Consider the following 17,834-nt stretch of genomic DNA (forward strand, 5'->3'; position numbering starts at 1 on the left):
ATCACGAATGTTTCTTGTGCCGTATCATCCAGCGCGGCGCTTTAAATCGGACAATTCTTACATAAAGCCAGACATAACTGGTGACGAATAAAAAACAGAAGCACATCAGAACCCAGCTATGGCGCCAGAATACCGTGGCCGGAATAACCGCCATCAGCGAAAACATCCACAGATAAGGCGAGGTCAGGGAATTGCGGCGCATCAGGGCGCGCGCGTCCTTGCGCCCCACGGCCCACTGCACCACGCGGCGGAAGATCAGGCTATGCAGATGGATGCCGTCCGGCATGGTCGGCGATTTCCCGCGAATAAACATGCGCCGGTAAGCGGAAAATAAAGTTTCAAATGCGGGATAGATTAAAAGCAATGCTGCATACCATGTGGAAACTTGTGGATTGCGCATTACCAGCAACAGGGTCAATTCCCCCAGCATAAAACCGATAAAATAGGCGCCGCCATCGCCGAGAAAGATCAGACCGACCGGATAATTCCAGATCAGAAAACCGGCGGTGGCGCCGGCCACCATCAGGGCCGCCACCAGCACAAACATATCATTGACTTGCAAGGCAACATAGGCCAGTGATAAGAGCATGCAAATCGTCACCACGCTGGCCAAGCCATTAAATCCATCGATAATATTGACGGCATTCGCAATGCCAGCCACTGCCAATATGGTCAGCGGTAATGTCAGCCATAAATACGGCAGGGGCCAGGCGGAAAATACCCAGTCGATGCGGTCGATGCGGGCGTCCAGCAGGTAATAGCCGAGCAAGGCGGCGACCATGGTCAGCAAGAGGCGGCGCAGGGCGCTGACGCGGCCGGTGTAATCCTCGATGATGCCGCCGGTAAAGGCGATGATGGAACAGCACAGCAGGGACATCATCCAGCTCGTCATGGCCGGCACGCGCCAGATCGAGATGCAGGCGCTGAGCGCCACGGCCAGGAAGATGGGCAGGCCGCCGATGCGCGCGACCGAATGCGCATGCACTTTTTGCACGCCGTGGAAATTGGCATCCAGGGCCGGGCCGTGCAGGCGCGCATCCTTGATGACCAGCAGGGTCAACAGCGCCGACGCGACAAAGCTCACCAGAAATGAAAACATGTTTTTTTGATCGATATAGAGTAGCTTGTCCCGTCGCAGGCCCCTGCCTGTCCGCTGCCAGCCCGCGATTGTACCGTCTTCCGGTACGGCGCAGGGGACGGCCAAGGCGCCGGTATTCTAGCAAACGGCCGGGCTGAACCCGGCCGCGCTTACCTTTCGACACACCGTGGGGGGCGCGCTTAGCCGCTCATGCACAGGCGCAGGGCCGCGCGCCAGTGCGGCAGCTGGCACAGCTGCCGCGTCAGTTTGGCCGAGGACAGCACCGAATACTGGGGCCGCGGCGCGGGCAGCGGGTAGTCGGCGGTGGTGATCGGCAGCAGGCGGCAGGCCATGCCGGCCTCCTCCAGAATGGCTTCGGTGAAGCCGAACCAGGTGGTCTGGCCCTGGCTGCTCAAATGATACAGACCGCCGTGCTGGCGCCACCAGTCGGGGCCGCCGGCCCGGGCCTGGGCCAGCACCAGGGCGGTGCTGTCGGCAATGGTGCGGCTCCAGGTCGGGGCGCCATGCTGGTCATCGACGATGCGCAATTCTTCGCGCTCGCGCGCCAGGCGCAACATGGTCAGCAGGAAATTCTTGCCACGCATGCCATACACCCAGCTGGTGCGGAAAATCAGGTGGGGAATGCCGGCCGCCGCGATGGCTTGCTCGCCGGCCAGCTTGCTAGCGCCGTAAACATTGATGGGGCCGGTGGCGTCGCCCTCGGCGCGCGCCGCGGCCTCCGTGCCGGCGAAGACATAGTCGGTCGAGTAATGCACCAGGGCCGCGCCCAGGCGCTTAGCCTCTTCCGCCATCAGGGCCGGCGCTTCGGCGTTGATGCGGTAGGCCAGTCGCGGCTCGCTCTCGGCCTTGTCCACGGCCGTGTAGGCGGCCGGATTGACGATCAATTGCGGCTGTTCGGCGCGCAGCACGGCGCGCAGCTGGTCGAGGTCGGACAGGTCGAGGCGGCCGCGCTCCAGCGCCACCACCGTGCCCAGCCCCTGCAAGCTGCGCTCCAGCTCATACCCCACCTGGCCATTGCGGCCCGTCAGCAGGATCTTCATGCGAACATGTCCGCATCGGCCAGCAGCAAGCCCTGCCGGTCCTTGCCGGACAGCTGGGGCGCCCCGTCCAGCGGCCATTCGATACCGATGGCCGGATCGTTCCAGATCACGGTGCGTTCGTGTTCGGGCGCGTAGTAATCGGTGGTTTTATACAGGAATTCCGCGTAATCGCTGGTGACCACGAAGCCATGGGCAAAACCCGGCGGCACCCACAGCTGGCGTTTGTTCTCGGCCGACAGCTCGATCCCCATCCAGCGGCCGAAGGTCGGCGAACTCTTGCGCAAATCGACCGCCACGTCGAACACCGCGCCGGCCGTGACACGCACCAGCTTGCCCTGCGACTGCTGGATCTGGTAGTGCAGGCCGCGCAACACCCCCTTGGCCGAGCGCGAATGGTTATCCTGCACGAACTCCGCCTGAACGCCGGTCATCTCGGCGAAACGGCGCGCATTGAAGCTTTCGTAGAAAAAGCCGCGCTCATCGCCGAACACGGCGGGTTCGATCAACAGCACGCCGTCGATCGCGGTCGGAAGCACTTTCATCGCGGGATTACCTTATCCTCAAGAATTTGCAGCAGATATTGGCCATAGCCATTTTTCTTCAGCGGTTCGGCCAGCTTGCGCAGCTGGGCGGCATCGATATAACCCTTGCGGTAAGCGATCTCCTCCGGACACGCGACTTTCAAACCCTGGCGCCGTTCGATGGTAGCGATGAACTGGGAGGCGTCGAGCAGCGACTCGTGGGTGCCGGTGTCGAGCCAGGCCATGCCGCGCCCCATCACTTCCACCTTGAGTTCGCCGGACCTCAGGTAAGCCTGGTTGACGTCGGTGATTTCCAGCTCGCCGCGCGCCGAGGGTTGGATGGCGGCAGCGATGGCGCCGACCTGGCGGTCATAGAAATACAGGCCGGTCACGGCGTAATTGGATTTCGGCTGCAGCGGTTTTTCCTCGATGCTCACCGCCTGGCGCTGCTCGTCGAATTCCACCACGCCATAGCGCTCGGGATCGGTGACGTGGTAGGCGAACACGGTGGCGCCCTCGGTGCGCTCGGCCGCGCTGCGCAGCATGGCGTCCAGATCGTTGCCGTAGTAGATGTTATCGCCGAGGATCAGCGCCGAAGGCGCATCGCCGACGAAATCGCGGCCGATGATGAACGCTTGCGCCAGGCCGTCCGGCGAAGGCTGGACCGCATAGCTGAGCTGCAAGCCCCACTGGCTGCCGTCGCCCAGCAGCTCCTGGAAGCGCGGCGTGTCCTGCGGCGTGGAAATGATCAGGATCTCGCGCATGCCGGCCAGCATCAGCACCGTCAGCGGATGGTAGATCATCGGCTTGTCGTAGATCGGCAGCAGCTGCTTGGACACCGCCTTGGTGATCGGATACAGGCGGGTGCCGGAACCGCCGGCCAGGATGATGCCCTTGCGGTGGGGCAGGGTTGGCGTCGTCATTGCTGGGCTTCCCGGTTGAAGTAATTGGTTTCCACCCACTTGGCGTAGGCGCCGGATTGCACGTCGGCCACCCAGTCCGGATGGTCGAGATACCACTGCACGGTCTTGGCGATGCCGGTTTCGAAGGTTTCGGCCGGTTTCCAACCCAGCTCGCGCTCAAGCTTGCGCGCATCGATGGCGTAGCGGCGGTCGTGGCCGGGGCGGTCTTTGACATAGGTGATCTGGCTGCGGTAGCTGGCGCCGTCGGCCTTCGGCTGCAGCCGGTCCAGCATATCGCACAGGGTATGCACCACGTCCAGGTTGGCCATCTCGTTCCAGCCGCCAACGTTATAGGTTTCGCCCAGACGGCCGGCGGCCAGCACGCGGCGGATGGCGGCGCAATGGTCGCTCACATACAGCCAGTCGCGGATCTGCTGGCCGTCGCCATAGATGGGCAGGGGCTTGCCGGCCCGGGCGTTGGCGATGATCAGCGGGATCAGCTTCTCGGGGAAATGGTAGGGACCGTAGTTGTTCGAGCAATTGGTGGTCAGCGTCGGGAAACCATAGGTGTGGTGGTAGGAGCGCACCAGGTGGTCGGACGCGGCTTTCGACGCCGAATACGGGCTGTTCGGCGCATACGCCGTGGTTTCGCTGAACGGCGCGTCGTCCGGCCCCAGCGTGCCATACACCTCATCGGTCGAGACATGCAGGAAGCGGAAGGCGGCTTTGGCCGTCTCGTCCAGGCCGTTCCAGTACGTGCGCGCCGCTTCGAGCAAGCTGAAGGTGCCGTTGATATTGGTGTTGATGAACTCGGCCGGGCCATGGATGGAACGGTCCACATGGCTTTCCGCCGCAAAATGCACGATGGCGCGCGGCTGGTGCCGCTGCAGCAGCGCCAGCACCTGGGCCTGGTCGCCGATATCGCCGCGCACGAAGACGTGGCGCGCATCCTCCTTGAGCGCGGCCAGATTGTTCAGATTGCCCGCATAGGTCAACTTGTCGTAATTGAGCACGGGTTCATCCGATTGAGCCAGCCAATCCAGCACGAAATTCGAGCCGATAAACCCTGCACCGCCCGTCACAAAAATCATTTAGTATCCCGCGCCAGCGTGTGGTTGATGATACTCATGATTTTATGTGAAACTGAGCCTTCCACGGTTAAAAAAACCCTGCCCAACCAATACCTTTAAGAAATATCACCTTGGCCGCAACGCTTTCCCCCTCCATGAAAACTTTCGTCATCGGCGACCTGCAAGGTTGTCACCAGCAGGCCGTGGCCCTGGTCGAGCGCATCCTGGCGCAGGAACACGCGGCCGGCGCGCCGCCGCCGGCCATCCTCTTCTGCGGCGACCTGATCAACCGCGGCCCGGATTCGCTCGCCACCTTGCGTTATGTGCAGGCCCTGTCCCAGGGCAGCGATGGCCGCATCGACACCGTGCTCGGCAACCATGACCTGCACCTGCTGGCCGTGGCCAACGGCATCCGCCCCGAGTCGGCGGCCGACACCATCATGCCCATCCTTGGCGCGCCCGACCGCGACGCCCTGCTGCACTGGCTGCGCCAGCGTCCGATGGCCCTGCTGCACAAAAATCACTTGCTGGTGCACGGCGGCGTGCTGCCGCAATGGTCGGCGGCCGCGACCCTGGCCCACGCGGCCGAGGTGGAAGCGGCGCTGCGCGGCCCGGACTGGGTCGGCTTCCTGCGCCAGATGTATGGCAACAGCCCGGACCGCTGGAGCGAGGACCTGGCCGGGCCGGAGCGCCTGCGCTGCATCGTCAACGCGCTGACGCGCATGCGCTTCTGCAGCGCCGACGGGGTGATGGATTTCAAGCTCAAGGAAAGCGCCAAGGCCGACCCGGCCAGCGGCCTGATGCCGTGGTTCGAAGTGCCGGGACGGCGCACGGCCGACGTCACTGTGGTGTTCGGCCACTGGTCGGCGCTGGGCTTGCAGCTCAAGCCGCGCCTGATCGCGCTCGACAGCGGCTGCGTCTGGGGCGGCCAGCTGTCGGCCGTCTGCCTTGACGACCGCCAACTGCTGCAGGAGGAATGTCCGCAGATCTGCGTGCACACGGGCGCCCGCCACGGCGCCTGAGCACGGAGCGGATGGCTCAGTGGCTGGCCTGGCTGGCCGCCTCGGCCGTCAGCGGCACCAGGCCCAGCGCGGCGGCGATGGCGTCATGGCTGGCCTGGGCCAGCTCGCGGCGGTGGGTGCCCGTCGCATCGCTAGCCGGCAGGCAATGCAGGCGCGCCGTCACGGGCGGTCCGTCCAGGATCGCCAGAATACTCTGCACAAAGGTCATCTCGCCGACGAAATCGACTGTCGGATGACGCTCGCCGCGCGCATCGGCATAGGATAGCGCGAACGGCTGCACCATCACCTTAGCGTCGATGGCCGCCTCGAACAGATTGGCATGGAAAGGCAGGATGGAACCCTGGGGCGCCGTCGTGCCCTCCGGGAAGAAAGCCACGCGCTCGCCCGCCTGCAGGCTGTGCACCAGGCCCTTGAAGATATGGCGCAGGTCGCGCCGGCTGCCGCGCGCGATGAAGACCGTGCCGGCCTTCTCCACCAGCCAGCCCGCCAGCGGCCAGGAACGGATTTCCGCCTTCGCCACGAAGCGGCAAGGATACAGCGCATTGATGACGAAAATATCCAGCCAGGAAATATGGTTAGCCACGATCATGGCCTGCTGCAGCGGCTCGGCGCCGCCGGCGACCACCTCCACTTCCACATTACACAGCCGCAACAGCTGGCGCGACCAGCGGCGCACATGGTCGTTGCGGCGCGCGCCGCCGATCCACGGAAACACGATGGCGCAAGTCACCATCCCCTGCAGCAGATGCAGCACCACCCGTGCCACGCGAAAAATGAGTCTCAGATTCAAATCACACCAAACCCGGTTTGCGATAAATCAAAGAATGTCCCACCCTGGTGTCAGGCACCAAGGTTGGACATTGTTTGCGATAGATCAAAGAATGTCCGACCCTGGTGCCTGACACTAGGGTCGGACATTGTTTGAGGGAGATCAAGCGGCGTTGGCGGCACGGCGCTCGTAGGCGAGGTGGCCGGCGACGATGGTCGCTTGCACCTGGCCGCTCAGCTCGTAGCCGAGGAAGGGGGTATGCTTGCCTTGGCTGGCCAAGGCGCCCGCTTCCACCGTCCAGCGCGCGGCCGGATCGAACAGACAGACGTCGGCCACGGCGCCCACGTCGAGGCGGCCGGCGCTCAAGCCGGCGACGCGCGCCGCTTCCGAGGTGACGCGCGACAGGGCGCGCGCCAGGCCGTCCTGCTGGCCGGCGGCGTAGTCTTCGACCCATTTCAGGGTCAGGGACAGCAGCAGCTCCAGGCCGGTGGCGCCGGGCGAGGCTTCGCCGAAGGGCAGCAGTTTTTCGTCGTCGTCGACCGGGGTGTGGTCCGAGCACAGGGCGTCCACCGTGCCGTCGAGCAGGCCGGCGCGGATGGCGTCGCGGTCGCGCTGGCTGCGGAACGGCGGGGTGACGCGCGCGTTCGAGTCGAAGAAGTTGATGTCGGCGTCGGTCAGGTGGACGTGGTGCACGCCAACGTCGCAGCTGACCGGCAAGCCTTCAGCCTTGGCGGCGCGCACCAGTTCCAGGCCGGCGGCCGAGGACAGGCGGCACAGGTGGACGCGGGCGCCGCTGGCGCGCATCAGCTCGAAGATGGTGTGCAGGGCGATGGTTTCGGCCATCACCGGCACGCCGGACAGGCCCAGGCGCGAAGCCAGCGGGCCGCTATGGGCGATGCCGCCGCGGCCGATATGCGCGTCCTGCGGACGCAGCCAGACGGTGTAGCCGAAGGTCTTGGCGTATTGCATGGCGCGCAGCAGCACGGTGGTGTCTTCCACCGGCACTTCGGCTTGCGAGAAGCCGATGCAGCCCGCTTCGGTCAGCTCGGCCATCTCGGTCAGCGCGCGGCCTTTGAGGCCGACGGTCAGGGCGCCCAGCGGGTGCACATTGGCCTGGTTCAGGCCGCGCGCGCGGTGCTTGAGCATTTCCACCAGGCCCGGCTCGTCGAGCACGGGGTCGGTGTCGGGCGGGCACACCAGGCTGGTGACGCCGCCCTGCACGGCCGCCTGCATTTCCGATTCCAGCGTGGCCTTGTATTCGTAGCCCGGCTCGCGCAGGCGGGCCGAGAGGTCGACCAGGCCGGGCGCGACCACCAGGCCGCTGGCGTCGATCACGCGCTCGGCGGCAAAGCCGGCCGGCGCGGCGCCCACGGCGGCCACTTTGCCGTCGGCGATAAACAGATCCTGTACTGCGTCGATGCCGTTGGCCGGGTCGATCAGGCGGCCGTTCTTGATATGAAGTTTCATCCTTGGTTTCCTGCCAAAATACTCATCACCGCCATGCGGACCGCGATACCGAACGTCACCTGCGGCAGGATCACTGCCTGCGGGCCGTCCGCCACCGCCGAATCGATTTCCACGCCGCGGTTCATCGGGCCCGGGTGCATCACGATGGCGTCCGGCTTGGCCAGCGCCAGGCGCTCCGGCGTCAGGCCGTAGCTCTTGAAGTATTCCTGGGCCGAGGGCAGCAGGGCGCCGCTCATGCGCTCGTTCTGCAGGCGCAGCATGATGATCACGTCCACGCCTTTGAGGCCTTCATCCATATTGGTGAAGGTGCGCACGCCCAGCTGTTCCAGGCCGCCCGGCAGCAGGGTGTGCGGGCCGATGGCGCGGATTTCGGGCACGCCCAAGGTGGTCAGGGCGTGGATGTCGGAACGGGCCACGCGGCTGTGCAGGATGTCGCCCACGATGGCCACGGTCAGATTGGTGAAATCCTTCTTGTAGTGGCGGATGGTGTACATGTCCAGCAAGCCCTGGGTCGGGTGGGCGTGGCGGCCGTCGCCGGCGTTCACCACGTGCACGTGGGGCTGCTTGGTGTCGATCAGGTGCTTGGCGATCAGGTAGGGCGCGCCCGATTGCGCGTGGCGCACCACGAACATATCGGCGTGCATGGCCGACAGGTTGTCGATGGTGTCGAGCAGGGATTCGCCCTTGCTGGCCGAGGAAGCCTGGATATTCAGGTTGATGACGTCGGCCGACAGGCGCTTGGACGCGATCTCGAAGGTGGTGCGGGTACGCGTCGAGTTCTCGAAGAAGAGGTTGAACACGCTTTTGCCGCGCATCAGCGGCACCTTCTTCACATCGCGGTCGGACACGCCGACGAAGGACGAGGCGGTATCGAGAATCTGGTTGATGATGGCCTTGGGCAGGCCTTCGGTGGTCAGCAGGTGCTGCAGCTCGCCGTGTTTATTCAGTTGCGGGTTAAGCATGGTCTTCCACGATAGTCAGGGTGAAGGTTCCGGCGTCGGATTGTTGCAGGCGCAGCGCCTTGCCCTGCCCCACGCGGGTGTGGGCGGCGACGAAATCGGCGGCGATCGGCAGCTGGCGTTCGCCGCGGTCGACCAGGGAGGCCAGCATGATGCGCGCCGGACGGCCGTAGTCGAACAATTCGTTGATGGCGGCGCGCGTGGTGCGGCCGGTGTACAGCACGTCGTCCACCAGCAGGATGGTGGCGCCATCGACATTGAAGCCGATCTGGGTCGGCTTCACTTCGGCCGGCAAGCCTTTTTTCGCGTAGTCGTCGCGGTAGAAGGAGACGTCGATCGCGCCGCAGCGCTGGCTCAGGCCCAGATCGCGCGCCAGGCGCTCGGCGATCCAGGCGCCGCCGGAATGAATGCCGAGAATGGCCGGATCGCTGGCCTCGGCCAGACCGGCTTTCACCTGCGCGAGCAGGGTGGCGTACAGCGCTTCCGCGTCGAGCGCGGCGGCATCGGCCAGGGGGAGGTTATTGTGGGACATATTCGTCAAAGTATTGTTGCAGAATGATGGCGGCGGCGCGGTCGTCGATGATCTCGCCGCGCTTGGCCTGGATCATGGCCGAGGAATAGCGTTCGTCCACCAGCACCACGGGCAGGTTGAAGCGGCCATGCAGCTGGTTGGCGAAGCGGCGGCAGCGCGCGGTCATTTCATGTTCCGCGCCGTCGGGATGGAAAGGCAGGCCGACCACGATGCGCGTCGGCCCCCACTGGTCGATCAGGGCCTTGATTTCGGCAAAGCGGGCGTCGTTGCCCACCGAGCTGACCACGGCCAGCGGGGAAGCCTGGCCGATCATCGTATTCCCCATCGCGACACCAATGCGCTTGATGCCGAAGTCAAAGCCAAACACGGTTTCCGGACTATGCATGGCCCGCTTCGGAAGTGAGCATCAGGGGATCGATGCCGAGCAGCTTCATGGCCGCCATATAGCGTTCCTCGACCGGCAGGTCGAACAGGATGCGGGCGTCGGCGCCGACGGTGAGCCAGCCATTGCGGCTGATCTCGTCCTCCAGCTGGCCGGGACTCCAGCCCGAATAGCCGATCGATACCAGCACGCGGCGCGGGCCGCTGCCGCGCGCCACCGCTTCCAGCACGTCGATCGAGGTGGTGAAAGCCACTTCCTCGGTCACCGTCAGCGAGGAGGAGTAGCGCGCGCCGGGCGTGTGCAGCACAAAGCCGCGGTCGTCCTGCACCGGGCCGCCGAACATGATGGGTTCGTCCGCCACGTGGCGGTCCAGGCTGGAGGCCACGTCCAGCTCGATGCGGTCGAACAGCACCTGCATGGTCATATCGGTGGGTTTGTTGATGACTACGCCGAGCACGCCGTTTTCATTGTGCTCGCAGACGTAGACCACGGTCCCGCCGAAGACGGGATCCTGCATGGATGGCATGGCGATCAGGAAGTGGTTCGCCAGGTTCAGCGCCGGGGCAGCCATGGACATTGCTTGCTCCTCTGGGTCGCGGGGTTCGCGTAACAGGCCGGGTACAGGTAGAGTCGTGCTGACTTTGCTTTTCTTCATACGCTTTGCTCTCTCTGCTAGGCTGCGGTGTGTTCTTCTCTATGCTTTGCTGTAATATCGCACGGCCCGCGCCGAAGCGGCCGCCGCGTATACACCGACAGTTTACTATGAATTGCCGGTCCGGCCATTTTCCGCCGCCCTGCCAAGCGCATTCCTGGCCGCGCCCATGGCAAAAACCCGGCTTGCAATATGATTTACTCCTTGAATATGGCTTTTGACACCACCCTGGTCTGGTTCCGCCGCGACTTGCGCAGCTTCGACCACGCTGCACTGCACCATGCGCTGCGCCGCAGCCGCCGCGTATTTTGCGTCTTTGTCTTCGACAAAGCGATCCTGGACGGCTTGCCGCAGCGCGACCGCCGCGTCGACTTCATCCACGCCAGCGTGGCGGCGCTGGGTGCGGATTTACAACAGCTGGGCGGCCATCTGCTGGTGCGCCATGCCGACGCGGCCACGGCGATTCCCGCGCTGGCGGCCGAACTGGGCGCCGAGGCGGTGTTCGCCAACCACGATTACGAGCCGCAGGCGATCGCACGCGACGCCGCCGTGGCGGCCGCGCTGGCGGCGCAGGGCCGCGGCTTCCACAGCTTCAAGGACCAGGTGATTTTCGAGAAGGACGAGGTGCTGTCGCAAGCCGGCACGCCGTTTTCGGTGTTCACGCCGTACAAGAACGCCTGGCTCAAGAAAATGCAGGCCGATCCTTCCTGCCTGGCGCCATGGCAGGTCGAACCGTATGCGGCCAGCCTGGCGCCCGGCGCGGGCACCCTGCCCACCTTGGCCGAACTGGGATTTGAGCCGAGCAATCTGGGCGAATTGGCCATCCCCACCGGCATGGCGGGCGGCGCGGCGCTGTTCGCGAACTTCCAGGCCCGCGTGGCCGACTATGGCTTCGCGCGCGATTATCCGGCGCTCAAAGGGCCGTCCTACCTGTCCCTGCACCTGCGCTTCGGCACGGTGTCGATCCGCCACCTGGTGCGCACCGTGGCCGAGCTGTCGGCGCGCGGCCAGGCCGGGGAAGGCGGCGCGGTCTGGCTGTCGGAACTGATCTGGCGCGAGTTCTACATGATGATCCTGTACCAGCATCCGCATGTGGTGCACGCCTCGTTCAAGCCGGCCTATGACGCCATCGAGTGGGAGACCGGCCCCGAGGCCGATGCCGCTTTCGCCGCCTGGTGCGAGGGCCGCACCGGCTATCCCCTGGTCGACGCGGCCATGGCCCAGATCAACCAGACCGGCTATATGCACAACCGCTTGCGCATGGTGGCGGCCTGCTTCCTGATCAAGGATCTGGGCATCGACTGGCGGCGCGGCGAAGCCTATTTCGCCCTGCACCTGAACGATTTCGACCTGGCGGCGAATAACGGCGGCTGGCAGTGGGCTTCGTCCTCGGGCTGCGATGCCCAGCCCTATTTCCGCATCTTCAACCCGATCACGCAGTCGGAGAAGTTCGATGCCGAAGGCCGCTTTATCCGCCGCTACCTGCCGCAGCTGGCCAAGCTGTCGGACAAGGAAATCCACGCGCCCTGGCTGGTGCCGCGCATGCTGCTGGCGCAGCGCGGCATCGAACTGGGACGCGATTATCCGGAACCCATCGTGCAGCACGACGCGGCGCGCAAGCGTACGCTGGAACGCTATGCGGTGGTGAAGGCGCCGGCCTAAACCCGGTCAAGCCGCCGGCAGCAGGCCGGCAATGGCGCTCAGCAGCACCGCCTCCTGGTAGGGCTTGCCGAAGTAGGCATTCACACCCAGTTCCATGGCGTAGTTGCGGTGCTTGTCGGCGCTGCGCGAGGTGATCATGATGATGGGGATGTCGCGCGTGCGGGCGTCGCCGCGCACATTGCGCGTGAGGTCGAAACCGTCCATGCGCGGCATCTCGATATCGACCAGCATCATGTCGGGGCGCAGCTCCTGCATCTGTTCCAGCGCGTCCACGCCATCCTTGGCCAGCACCACCTGGTAACCCTCGCGCTCCAGCAGGCGTTGCGTGACCTTGCGCACGGTGAGCGAATCGTCGACCACCATCACGGTGCATCCCGGCCGTTCGCCCTGCCCTGCCGCCACGCTGCCGGCCGCTTCGGCATACTCGGCGCGCAGCTCGGGATGCTGGGCCAGGTGCTGCACCAGGGCCAGGGGATTGAGGATCAGTACGATCTCTCCCGAACCAAGCACGGTGGCGCCGGCGATGCCGGGCATGCGCGCCAGTTGCGGGCCGATATTCTTGATCACCACTTCGCGGTTGCCCAGCACTTCATCCACATGCAGGGCCAGTTTATCGCTGCCATTGCGCAGCATCAGCACCGGCGCGGAGCGCTGCGCCGGCATGCGCACGGCCGCGCCGCCGAGCAGTTCCGGCAAGTAGTGCAAGGCGGTGTGCTGGCCATGCAGCACCAGTTCGCCCTTGGCCTGGGCCTCGCCCAGCGCCGTGTCCTTCATCTGCAGCACCTGCTCGACCTGCACCGACGGCAGGGCATACATGCGGCCGCCGGCCGACAGCAGCACCACCTGGGTCACGGCCAGCGTCAGCGGCAGATGGATGGTGAAGCGCGCGCCCTTGCCGCTTTCGCTCATGGTGTCGATGCGGCCGCCCAGGGCTTGCGCCTCGGCGCGCACGATGTCCATGCCGACGCCGCGCCCGGCCAGCTCGGTCAGGGTGTCGGCGGTGGAGAAGCCCGGTTCGAAGATCAGATTGGCCGCCTCGGCATCGCTCACCTCCTCCGTTTCGCCCAGCAGGCCGACGCTGCGCGCCTTGGCGCGGATGCGCTGCAGATCGAGGCCGGCGCCGTCGTCGCTGAATTCGATCACCACCTCGTTGCCCTGCTGGCTGACCTGGATCAGCAGCTCGCCGATTTCCTCCTTGCCCGCCGCGCCGCGCCGCTCGCGCGTTTCGACGCCATGCACGATGGCGTTGCGCAGCAGATGCTCGAAAGGCGCCGCCATGCGTTCCAGCACGCTGCGGTCGATGTCCACGGCGCTACCGCGGATATCCAAATTGACACGTTTGTCGACTTCCTTGGCGCTCTGGCGCGCCACGCGGAACAGGCGCTCCGAGATGCTGGCGAACGGCACCATGCGCACCCGCATCAGGTCGCGCTGCAATTCGCGCGTCATGCGCGCCTGCTGATTCAGGTCGCCGCTGGCCGCCTCCACCGAGCGGCCCAGGTTTTCATGGAAGGCCGCCACGTCGTTCACGCTTTCGGCCATCATGCGGGTCAATTCCTGCAGGCGGGTGAAGCGGTCGAACTCCAGGGGGTCGAATTCGCGCTCGCCGGAAATCGACATGCGCGAGGCGATCTGCGTTTCGGCCTGCATTTCCACTTCGCGCAGTTGGCGGCGCAGGCGGTTCAGGTTTTCCGAGAAGTCGTTCAGGGAGGCGCGCAGGGAGCCTACCTCGTTTTCCAGGCGCGAACGGCTGATCGACACTTCGCCGGCCTGGTTCACCAGCCGGTCGAGAATGTCGGCGCGCACGCGCACCAGCGGCGTTTTGGCGGCGACGTCGGAGGCGGGGTCGGTGCTTTCCAGCGCGCCTGGCGCAGCGCCATCCGGCACGGCCGCTCCGGGCTGGACGACGGCGCCTTGCAGGGCCGCCGGGTCTTGCAACTGTTCGAACAGCAGCAGGGCATGGTCGTAGTGGGCCAGCAGCTCTTCGAACGCATGCGGCGTGGCGCTGCCCGCGTGCACCATGTTTTCGATATGGGTTTCGATTTCATGGGCGTGCTGGCCGAGGCGCATGGCGCCGGCCATGCGCGCGCTGCCCTTCACCGTATGCAGCACGCGCTGCAGCATCTGGGCGTGGCTGAAATCGGCGGGATTGTGCTGCCAGGTGCGCAGCGCTTCGCCGATCTGCGGCAGCAGGTCGGCACCTTCTTCGAGGAAGACCGGCAGCAGGTCGGCATCGATTTCGTCCTGGAAGCTGCCGGGAGCGGGCGTTGCCAGTTCGGCCGGCGCGCCGGGCAGCGCCAGCACTTCGACTTCGGAATCGAGGTCGACCGCGGCACCGGTTTCGGCGCCGGCCGGGGGGGCGGCCGCTGCACCAGTCGGTGCTTCGGTCGGCGTTTCGACGGGCGTTGCGCTTGACGCTTCCAGCAGCGCTGCCGGTTCGGCGGCCGGCGCTTCGGGCGGCAGCGACGCGGGGCCGGCGGCGTGCTCGCTCAAAGGCGCCAGCTCGGACGCCTCCAGCGGTGCGACGGGCGCGAAGCTGTCGTCGAAGGCGGAGGCGAACAGGTCGTCGATATCGTCGCTGGCGGCGGCGCTGGCGGCCGGTGCGGCCGGGCGCGCTGCGCGCTGCGGGGCCGGCGGCGGGCTGGCGATCAGGCTGTGGTAAGTGTCGGTAAACAGCGCGTCGAGGCGGGCCGCCAACTCGTCTTCGGCGGAGGGCGCTGGAACCTGGGTTTCTTCCAGCGGCGACTCCGCCGGCATGGCATGGGCGGCCATGCCGGGAACAGGCTGCGGCAGTTCCGCGCCTTCGCTGTCGGCCAACAAGGAGTCGAGCCGGGCGTCGAGTTCCGCGCCGGTGCGGGCCGGGCTGGCCAGTTCGGCCCGCAGCTTGTCGAGGGCGGCGATCAGCTCCGGCTGTTCGGGCGGCATGTCGGCGGCGGCGAAGCTTTGCAGCATCTGGCGCACGCGCTCCACCGAGAAGTCGAGCAGGTCGTGCTGGGCGTGGTCGAGCTGGGGCGCGGGCGCGCTCAGGGCCAGCAAGGTCGATTCCAGCGCATACGCCAGTTCGCGCAGCGCCTTGAAGCCGACCGTGGCCGAGGTGCCGGCCAGCGTGTGCGCGGCCTGCAGGGCTTCCGGGCTGACAGGGCGGCGCGGCTCGTGGCGCCATTCGCCGAAGTCGCGCGCCAGCAGGCGCACGATTTCATCGGTTTCGGCCAGATAGATGTTGTACAGCGGCAGAGGAATGGCGAGGCGGCCAACGAACTTGATATTGTCCTCGCCCGGCTGGGCGGCTGGCGTGGTCGCCGCCGGGAAGTCGATCACATTGCCGTTCACCGTCGCCGCGGGACGCGGCGCGGCACTCTCCTGCGGCGGCGCGACTTCGCCCCCGCCGGCGGCGGTATCAACGCCGGCGTCAGCGTCAGCATCATGCGCGGCATCTTCTGCGGCGCTGGGTTCAGACACCGGTTCGGGCGCTGGCTCGGCGGCGGCTTCCGCCTCCAGCGCGAAGGCGCCGCCTGCCTGCACGCGGCCGGCGGCGGCGATCAGGGCCAGGCCGTTGCGCGGCGAAGCGCCAGCGGCAACCAGTTCGCCGACCCAGGCGCCCAGTTCGGCGGCGGCGTGTTCCAGCAGCGCGAACAGCGCATCGCTGGCGGGGCGCTCCTCGGCCAGCCACTGGTTCATGGTGCGCTCCACCGCTCCCGCCGCATCGGCGAAATGGTTCAGGCCCACCATGCGGCCGCTGCCCTTCAATGTGTGGAAGGAGCGGCGCAGCATCGTCAGATGATCCAGGCTGCCCGCCTCGGCGCGCGGCTTGGCCAGGGTGGCGTCGACGAAGGCCAGCACGTCCTGGGCCTCGGCGATGAAGATGTCAAGCAGCTCGGCTTCGATGGCGGCGTCGCCCGCCTCGCTCTGCGCATCCGATGGCGCCATGGCGGGCGCCTGCTGCGGCGGCACCGGCGTGGCGGGCGGCGCGACTTCGTCCTCCAGCACCGGGATCGATTCCGCTCCCGCCATCTTGCGGAAGGGGACGGCGCGGAAGCTGCCTTGCCCGGCATCGAAGCTGAAGCGCTCGCGCGCGCCGGCCGGATTCTGCGCCAGCGTATCGACGAAGAAGCCGAGCGCGCCGACATTCTGCGCGACCTGGTCCAGCAGCTTCGCTTCCTGCGCCGGATCGCCCTGCCCAGCGGCCAGCTTCTGCACTTCGGCGCGCACATGCTGGGCGGCGCGCACGGCGTCGTCCTGGTCGAGCAGGCTCAAAGCGCCCTGCAACTGGTGCAGCACGCCATCCAGCGGCGCCAGCTCGGCGCGGCGCGCCGGGTCGGCGTAATAATCGTCCAGCACTTTTTCCACCTGGCGCAGGCCGGTCTTCATCTCCGTCGACAGGGCCGCCACCGTATCGTCCTGCTGCATGCGGCGCGCCAGGCTGCCCTGCCATTGCGCGGGCTGGGGCGGAGTCTGGCCGGACAACAGGGCCTGCAGGCGCGCGCCGATGGTGTCGGCGTGGGCCGCAAAATCGTCGGGCAGATGGCGGATCTGCTCCAGGCCATGTTCGGCGAACAGCAGGGCCGTCGCCATTTCCAGGCCCAGCTCCTCGCTGCGCCCGACCGTGGCGGCGCTGTTGGCGACGTCGGCCAACTGGCGCATCAGGGTCGCCAGCGCGGGCAGCCCAAGCTTGCTGCCGGCCGCGCCGACGATTGCCAAGGCCTGTCCGAATTCATCGTTGAGGGCCGCGTCGCCGCCGGCCTGCTCCAGCCGGCGCCAGGCGGCTTGCGCCTGCTGCATGCCTTCGCGCGCGCGCGCCAGCGCTTCCTGATCGAGCTGGCCGTAGCGCCTCGCCTCGTAATCGCGCGGCACCATGCGCTCCAGCGCATACGCATGGTGCAACTGCTGCGCCAGCGGCGGCAGGCTGTCGGCATCGGCGGCGGCAACAAAGAACAGGGCGTCGCGCAGCAGGCTGTCGGGCAAGGCCATATTGCCTTGCGACTGGCGGCGCAGCTGCAGATTGATCAGGCCAAACAGCTGCTTCACATACAGGCCGCTTTCGAGCTGGCCGGCGGCCACCATCCCGGCGAAAGCCTGCTGCGCCAGCCAGAAGGCGCGCGCCTGCGGTTCCTGCTGGGCGTCGGCGACGGCGGCGACGGCGTCCTGCAGCGCGGCGGCCTGCGCCATCTGGGCGGCGGCGTCGGGCGCTTTCAGATAAGGCAGCAGCGCGCGTTCGAAGCGCTGGCGCAAGGCCGTGTAATCGGGAGCGCCGGCATCCGGCGCTGCGGCCGACAGGGCGGCGCGCGGCGAGAGATCGGGGAAGAACAGGTCGGCCGGATGCACGCGCTCCGCGCCCAGCATGGCCTGCACCTCGCGGTACCAGGGGAATAGCCGCACCGGCTGCAGCGGCTCGCCTTCCAGCAGCTCCTGCAGGAATTCGGTTAGCGCCTGGTACAGCTCCGCCACTGTCCGCACATGGTCGGTGTTGCATTTAAGCGTGCCGGCCTTGAAGCGGTCCAGCACCTGCTCGGCCAGTTCGGTGAGCACCACCACGCCATCCACATCGACCATCTGCAAGGCGCCGTGGGCCTGGTGCAGATGCGATTTGGCGTGCTGCAGGGCGGTGGCCTGGTCTTCCGCCTCCCTGCCCCCGGCTTCGAACAGCGCCGTCCTTGACCGCCCCAGCGCCTCGCGGATTTCCACCATGACCCATGACAGCGGGCCGGTGTCGAATTGCGGCGTTGCGCTATAGGGAAGATCAGTTCTGCTCATTCTTGC

General features: G+C 66.3%; 14 protein-coding genes. 2 read left to right on the plus strand and 12 right to left on the minus strand.

Annotated features, from left to right (window positions below):
- Window position 1 precedes the first annotated feature (1 nt).
- From FHS03_RS17730 to rfbB, 5 genes are all read right to left on the minus strand, one after another.
- Window positions 2–1,099, minus strand: a complete 1,098-nt coding sequence (locus FHS03_RS17730; RefSeq protein ID WP_050411588.1) for an MraY family glycosyltransferase — start codon at window positions 1,097–1,099, stop codon at window positions 2–4.
- Window positions 1,100–1,278: 179 nt separating this feature from the next.
- The gene (gene rfbD / locus FHS03_RS17735) at window positions 1,279–2,139 is read right to left on the minus strand and encodes a dTDP-4-dehydrorhamnose reductase (protein ID WP_183442279.1); all 861 of its coding nucleotides are present in this window, start codon (window positions 2,137–2,139) and stop codon (window positions 1,279–1,281) included.
- On the minus strand, window positions 2,136–2,681 hold the full coding sequence (gene rfbC, locus FHS03_RS17740; RefSeq protein WP_183442280.1) for a dTDP-4-dehydrorhamnose 3,5-epimerase: 546 nt from the start codon (window positions 2,679–2,681) through the stop codon (window positions 2,136–2,138). The genes rfbD and rfbC overlap by 4 nt, the downstream gene beginning before the upstream one ends.
- Entirely contained in the window at window positions 2,678–3,583 is a 906-nt protein-coding gene (gene rfbA / locus FHS03_RS17745; protein WP_183442281.1) for a glucose-1-phosphate thymidylyltransferase RfbA, read from the minus strand. Before rfbA ends, rfbC begins: the two co-directional genes overlap by 4 nt.
- The gene (rfbB, locus tag FHS03_RS17750) at window positions 3,580–4,653 is read right to left on the minus strand and encodes a dTDP-glucose 4,6-dehydratase (protein WP_183442282.1); all 1,074 of its coding nucleotides are present in this window, start codon (window positions 4,651–4,653) and stop codon (window positions 3,580–3,582) included. Before rfbB ends, rfbA begins: the two co-directional genes overlap by 4 nt.
- Window positions 4,654–4,787: 134 nt before the next feature.
- On the opposite strand from rfbB, the gene FHS03_RS17755 reads away from it, so the two are divergent.
- On the plus strand, window positions 4,788–5,654 hold the full coding sequence (locus FHS03_RS17755) for a symmetrical bis(5'-nucleosyl)-tetraphosphatase (RefSeq protein WP_183442283.1): 867 nt from the start codon (window positions 4,788–4,790) through the stop codon (window positions 5,652–5,654).
- A 16-nt stretch (window positions 5,655–5,670) separates the two neighbouring features.
- Here FHS03_RS17755 and FHS03_RS17760 read toward each other — a convergent pair whose 3' ends face one another.
- The 6 genes from FHS03_RS17760 to FHS03_RS17785 form a co-directional block, all read right to left on the minus strand.
- The gene (locus FHS03_RS17760; RefSeq protein WP_229426267.1) at window positions 5,671–6,444 is read right to left on the minus strand and encodes a lysophospholipid acyltransferase family protein; all 774 of its coding nucleotides are present in this window, start codon (window positions 6,442–6,444) and stop codon (window positions 5,671–5,673) included.
- A gap of 141 nt (window positions 6,445–6,585) precedes the next feature.
- Window positions 6,586–7,890, minus strand: coding sequence for a dihydroorotase (locus FHS03_RS17765; protein WP_183442284.1), 1,305 nt, complete (start codon window positions 7,888–7,890; stop codon window positions 6,586–6,588).
- Window positions 7,887–8,852: an aspartate carbamoyltransferase catalytic subunit gene (locus FHS03_RS17770; protein WP_050411581.1), complete on the minus strand. Its 966-nt coding sequence runs from the start codon at window positions 8,850–8,852 to the stop codon at window positions 7,887–7,889. The genes FHS03_RS17765 and FHS03_RS17770 overlap by 4 nt, the downstream gene beginning before the upstream one ends.
- Window positions 8,845–9,381, minus strand: a complete 537-nt coding sequence (gene pyrR, locus FHS03_RS17775) for a bifunctional pyr operon transcriptional regulator/uracil phosphoribosyltransferase PyrR (protein ID WP_183442285.1) — start codon at window positions 9,379–9,381, stop codon at window positions 8,845–8,847. Before pyrR ends, FHS03_RS17770 begins: the two co-directional genes overlap by 8 nt.
- A complete protein-coding gene (gene ruvX / locus FHS03_RS17780) occupies window positions 9,368–9,766 on the minus strand; it encodes a Holliday junction resolvase RuvX (RefSeq protein WP_176347233.1) in 399 nt (132 codons plus the stop codon). The genes pyrR and ruvX overlap by 14 nt, the downstream gene beginning before the upstream one ends.
- Complete coding sequence (locus FHS03_RS17785) at window positions 9,759–10,340, minus strand: YqgE/AlgH family protein (protein WP_229426268.1); 582 nt, start codon at window positions 10,338–10,340, stop codon at window positions 9,759–9,761. The genes ruvX and FHS03_RS17785 overlap by 8 nt, the downstream gene beginning before the upstream one ends.
- Before the next feature lie 285 nt (window positions 10,341–10,625).
- On the opposite strand from FHS03_RS17785, the gene FHS03_RS17790 reads away from it, so the two are divergent.
- A complete protein-coding gene (locus FHS03_RS17790; protein WP_183442440.1) occupies window positions 10,626–12,077 on the plus strand; it encodes a cryptochrome/photolyase family protein in 1,452 nt (483 codons plus the stop codon).
- Window positions 12,078–12,083: 6 nt separating this feature from the next.
- Here FHS03_RS17790 and FHS03_RS17795 read toward each other — a convergent pair whose 3' ends face one another.
- Window positions 12,084–17,828: a hybrid sensor histidine kinase/response regulator gene (locus FHS03_RS17795; protein ID WP_229426269.1), complete on the minus strand. Its 5,745-nt coding sequence runs from the start codon at window positions 17,826–17,828 to the stop codon at window positions 12,084–12,086.
- Between the last annotated feature and the right edge of the window lie 6 nt (window positions 17,829–17,834).

The sequence above is a fragment of the Pseudoduganella violacea genome (genome assembly GCF_014191875.1).
GTDB classification, from domain to species: Bacteria; Pseudomonadota; Gammaproteobacteria; order Burkholderiales; family Burkholderiaceae_D; genus Rugamonas; species Rugamonas violacea_A.